Source organism: Aeromonas sp. R4-1 (assembly GCF_040908325.1).
Lineage (GTDB): Bacteria > Pseudomonadota > Gammaproteobacteria > Enterobacterales > Aeromonadaceae > Aeromonas > Aeromonas veronii.
Genome location: NZ_JBFODM010000045.1, coordinates 1 through 4,144, shown reverse-complemented (window position 1 = coordinate 4,144; position 4,144 = coordinate 1). Strand labels below are relative to the sequence as shown.

The window sequence follows — 4,144 nt, the reverse complement described above, 5'->3', positions numbered from 1 at the left end:
GGTCAACTCACTTCTCCTCTTTCTCATCGATTCTCCCTTCAGTGACAGCCGGTGAGCGTTGTGCATCAGCCGGTCCAGGATCGCATCTGCCAGGGTGTTGTCACCCAAGCTCGCGTACCACTCTTCAGTTGGCAGCTGACTGACTACTACCGTCGAGTATTTCCCGTACCGATCATCCATGATCTCCAGCAGGGCGTTGCGCTGCTCGGCATTCACCGCTTCCAGTCCCCAGTCATCGAGGACCAGTAGCTCTATCCTGGCCAGTTGACCCAGCAGTCTGGCGTAACTGCCATCTACCTTGGCCTGGCTCAGCTCAAGTAGCAGACGCGGCAGCCGGTAGTAACGAGTGCTATGCCCTTGCTGACAGGCTTGGTAGCCCAGCGCACAAGCCAGGTAGGTTTTTCCACAGCCACAGGGGCCGGTAATGAGCAGGTTCTGGCCTCGGCGCAGCCACTCTCCTTGGGCCAGGTTTGCAACCTGTGACCGCTCCAGGTTGCGTGCAGACTGGTAGTCCACCTCTTGCACCGTGGCTTGGAGTTTGAGCCGCGCCTGCTTGACTAGCCGAGCTTGTTTACGTTGCTCCCGGCTCAGTTGTTCGTGTTCGACCAGCAGGCTTAGACGCTCGATGAAGGGCAGCCCTTCGTAGGTACTGGCCTGTTCCAGTTGTTGTTGCACTGCATCCGCCATGCCGGTCAGTTTCAGGTTTCTCAGGCGGGTCAGGGTTTGTTGGGTCATGGGGCGTATCCTCTTTAGTGGAAGCTCTGGGGGCCACGGATGTTCTCGTGCTCTTGCGGTAACTCTGGGTAGCTCAGCGGGCTTTCGGGCAGTTGGTCGCGGCCACTGGTCAGCACCGACTTGAGCTGTTTGAGTCGCACCAGTCCTTCCCGATTAGCCAACTGACAGCAGGCCTCGACCCGTGATGGCGGATACTCCCGGCTAAGACTCAGTAGCCCCAGGCAGAGTCGGTATGCCTGCTCGACATGGGCTTTCTCTTCCAGCCGTTCGCTCACCCAGCACAAGGTGCCCGGTCCGATATCAGCAGCCCACTGCTTGAGACGGCCTGGCGTCCAGCGTTGCTGCTTGCTGTGGCGTTCCGGCATGTGCTCCGGGATCGTGCTCATCCCCGGGATGGTTTTACGCGGATGGCTCGCGACCAGCTGTTGCTGGTGATAGACCTGAAGCAAAGTGTCGCCAGCATGGAGCTCCAGTTGCTGGCCCACATACTGGTGTGGCACCGAGTAGTGGTGCTGCTCATAGCTGACGTGATAGTCGATGTTGACCTTGACCGTTTTGATGGCGACATAGCGATAGGGATGCACCGGCAGTGGTCCCAGCGCCGGGCGGTCCAACTGCTCAAACGCCTCGCGCCGGTTACCGGGCAGTTGCTTGAACGGGCGCTCGTTGAGTTCGTCCAGCAAGGCCCGGATGCACTGGTTGAGCTCGGCCAGCGAGAAAAAGGTCTGGTGGCGCAAGCGGGCGAGGATCCAGCGCTCGACGATCTGCACACCCACCTCAGCCTTGGCTTTATCCTTGGGCTTGTAAGGGCGAGCTGGCATCACTGCCACCTGATAGTGCTCGGCCAACTGCTGGTAGCTGGGGTTGAGCTCGGGATCGTATCGGCAAGCCTTGCTGACACCGCTTTTGAGGTTGTCGGGGATCAGCAGTGCAGGTGTACCGCCGAAAAACTCAAAGGCACGGACATGGCTTTGCAACCAGTCCGGCAGTGACTGTGACCAGGTAGCCTCGGCAAAGGTGTAGTTGGACGCACCAAGCACGGCGACAAAGATCTGGGCCTGACGGACCTCCCCCGTGGAGGGCGAGGCGATGGGCACCGTGGGCCCGCAGTAGTCGATAAAGAGCTTTTCCCCCGCCTTGTGGATCTGGCGCATGGAGCGCTTTTGCAACTGACACCAGGATTTGTAACGGTCGCAGAACTGGGAGTAGCTGTAACAGCTGTTGGGATAGCGCTGGGTGTACTCCTCCCAGAGCAGTTGTTTGGAGACCCCCTTACGCTTGAGCTCCTGATGGACAGAGGGCCAATCCGGTACAACATGGCGGGCCGAGATGGTGGTATCGGCCTGCGGATAGAACAGGGCCGCCAGTTGGCCATCATCAAGCTGGCTAGGTAAGGGCCAGGTCAGGCCGAGCGTCTGGGCACTTTTGAGGAGTTTCTGGATGGAGCCAACGCTGACCTTGGTGCAGCAACTTATCTGGCGAACAGAGAGGTCAGCTTCCAGCCGCAGTCGCAGCACTTCACGAATTTTACGCATTGCAATCCTCTTGGCAGACATAGGCTCTTCCCTGGCAAAAGGGAGAGCGTATCAAAGGTTGTTAAATCAATGCGTTAAGGATGATTCCGGTGAATGTGAACAGTGATTCCGGGATGTTGAACACTGTTTCCGGAAAGGAGGAGCAAAGTGTTCAGGTTGAGCCGGAATGAGCGTTCACATTGGTCCGGAAATGGTGTTCACGTTGAACCGGAATCGGTGTTCATGATCGGCCGGAATATGCAGACTGATGCACAATGGGGGCTTATCGAGCCCTGTTTCCTTCTCGAAGCCTGATCGGGCGCCCTACCCGTGAAACGCGCCAAGTGCTCGATGGCATTCTCTGGATACTCCACACCGGAGCTCCTTGGCGAGACCTTCCAGAACGTTTCGGACCATGGAATTCGGTCTACAACACCTTCCGGCGTTGGCAGGATGCAGGCCGGATTGATGCCATTCTGGAAGCGCTGCAACTCAAGCTCAATGAAGAAGGGCTCATCGATTTCGACCTGTGGTGCCTGGACGGCTCCAATGTCAGAGCATCCAAAGATGCTGCCGGTGCACGTAAAAAAACACCTCAATGAATCAAGCCCTTGGCCGTTCGCGGGGAGGTTTCGGCAGCAAAATTCACTTGGTCACGGACGGTCATGGCTTACCACTGAGCTTCTGCCTGTCACCGGGGCAATCAGCAGAAATCAGCTATGCAACAAGCGCGTTGGCCATGGCGAGGATACCAACGTCATCAGGTCGCTACCGAACACGGCCAGCGCATCTTGCCGCAGACAAGGCCTATAGCAGCAAAGCCTTTCGAGCCGAGCTACGGCGGAGAAGGATAAAAGCGGTCATTCCGCAACGCAGCGACCAGCAACGGCGCCATAAGGGGCGTCCATTGGTACTGGACAAGGTGCATTACCGCAGGCGCAATGTCGTGGAGCGGTGCTTCGGTTGGTTGAAGAAGTTTCGCCGGTTTTCAACGAGATATGAAAAGCTAGCCAAGAGTTTTGCAGCCTTTATCAAACTGGCATTCTGCCTTCGCTACTTGCGCGAGTTATGTGTGGACAGAAAACCAGCATTTTGAGAACACAGCCTAGTTTTATTCGACCATCCTAGCAAAAAGCCATTCCGCAGTTAACTTGTTTGTCATTAATGAACTAACCTCATATCATCAAGTCTCCCAGTTTTTGCATCTGGATGTTTCACGATGGTCAGAGTCATTTTTCAAGCCAAGGTACATACCTCCGTTGATTCAGGCGGGTGGGTCGAAGTCCCACATTTATGCTTGCAACACTGCGTTATAGAGGACTTTAAGGCTCACCCTCGCTGGAGAAGATCCATCTCATCTTTAGAGCTGGATGAGATTCTCGAACAGCACACCACTAGGTTGTTTGGGGAGGCCAGGCGATTAGATCTGAACACTGTGCCTGAAGGTGTCTCTGTAGATGTGTTCGGGGCTTTGGCTATTGTTACTATAAATTTGATGCAGTGTGACACATACCATTGAAAATATAATATATTCAGACACTTATGGCTTTAAAGCTCAGGCCATCGTCTTCATCGTAGACAAACCTTAACGTTCAGATTGTATGAACGGTAGTAAGTAGTTATCGAGCAAGTCGTCCTGAGGGGGCTCGTTCAGGTTCGAGGAGGGTGATCACAATGATGGGCTCATTTAAAGCTTTCTGGTATGGTTAGCCCATCAGATTTTTTCAGACAGGATGTCGGTGTAATGAGTGATAAAACCCAGTGGAAAACATAGTCATTGATTTCCCGCATGCGTCTTGGGTTAGGGAAGGTGCGAATAAGCGGGGAAATTCTTCTCGGCTGACGCAGTCATTTCATTTCTTCATGTTTGAGCCGATTTTTTCTCCCGTAAATGC

2 protein-coding genes and 1 pseudogene are annotated in these 4,144 nt (G+C 54.8%); 1 reads left to right on the top strand and 2 read right to left on the bottom strand.

Annotation, left to right across the window (positions count from 1 at the left end; translation table 11 throughout):
• On the bottom strand, nt 1-735 hold a 735-nt coding region (gene istB, locus AB5Y90_RS07455; RefSeq protein ID WP_368166492.1), incomplete at its 3' end, for an IS21-like element ISAs29 family helper ATPase IstB.
• 14 nt (nt 736-749) lie between these two features.
• On the bottom strand, nt 750-2,291 hold the full coding sequence (gene istA, locus AB5Y90_RS07450) for an IS21 family transposase (RefSeq protein ID WP_059296349.1): 1,542 nt from the start codon (nt 2,289-2,291) through the stop codon (nt 750-752).
• A 201-nt stretch (nt 2,292-2,492) separates the two neighbouring features.
• Between istA and AB5Y90_RS07445 the strand changes: the two are divergent.
• Nucleotides 2,493-3,345, top strand: a pseudogene (locus tag AB5Y90_RS07445) (IS5 family transposase).
• Nucleotides 3,346-4,144 lie beyond the last annotated feature (799 nt).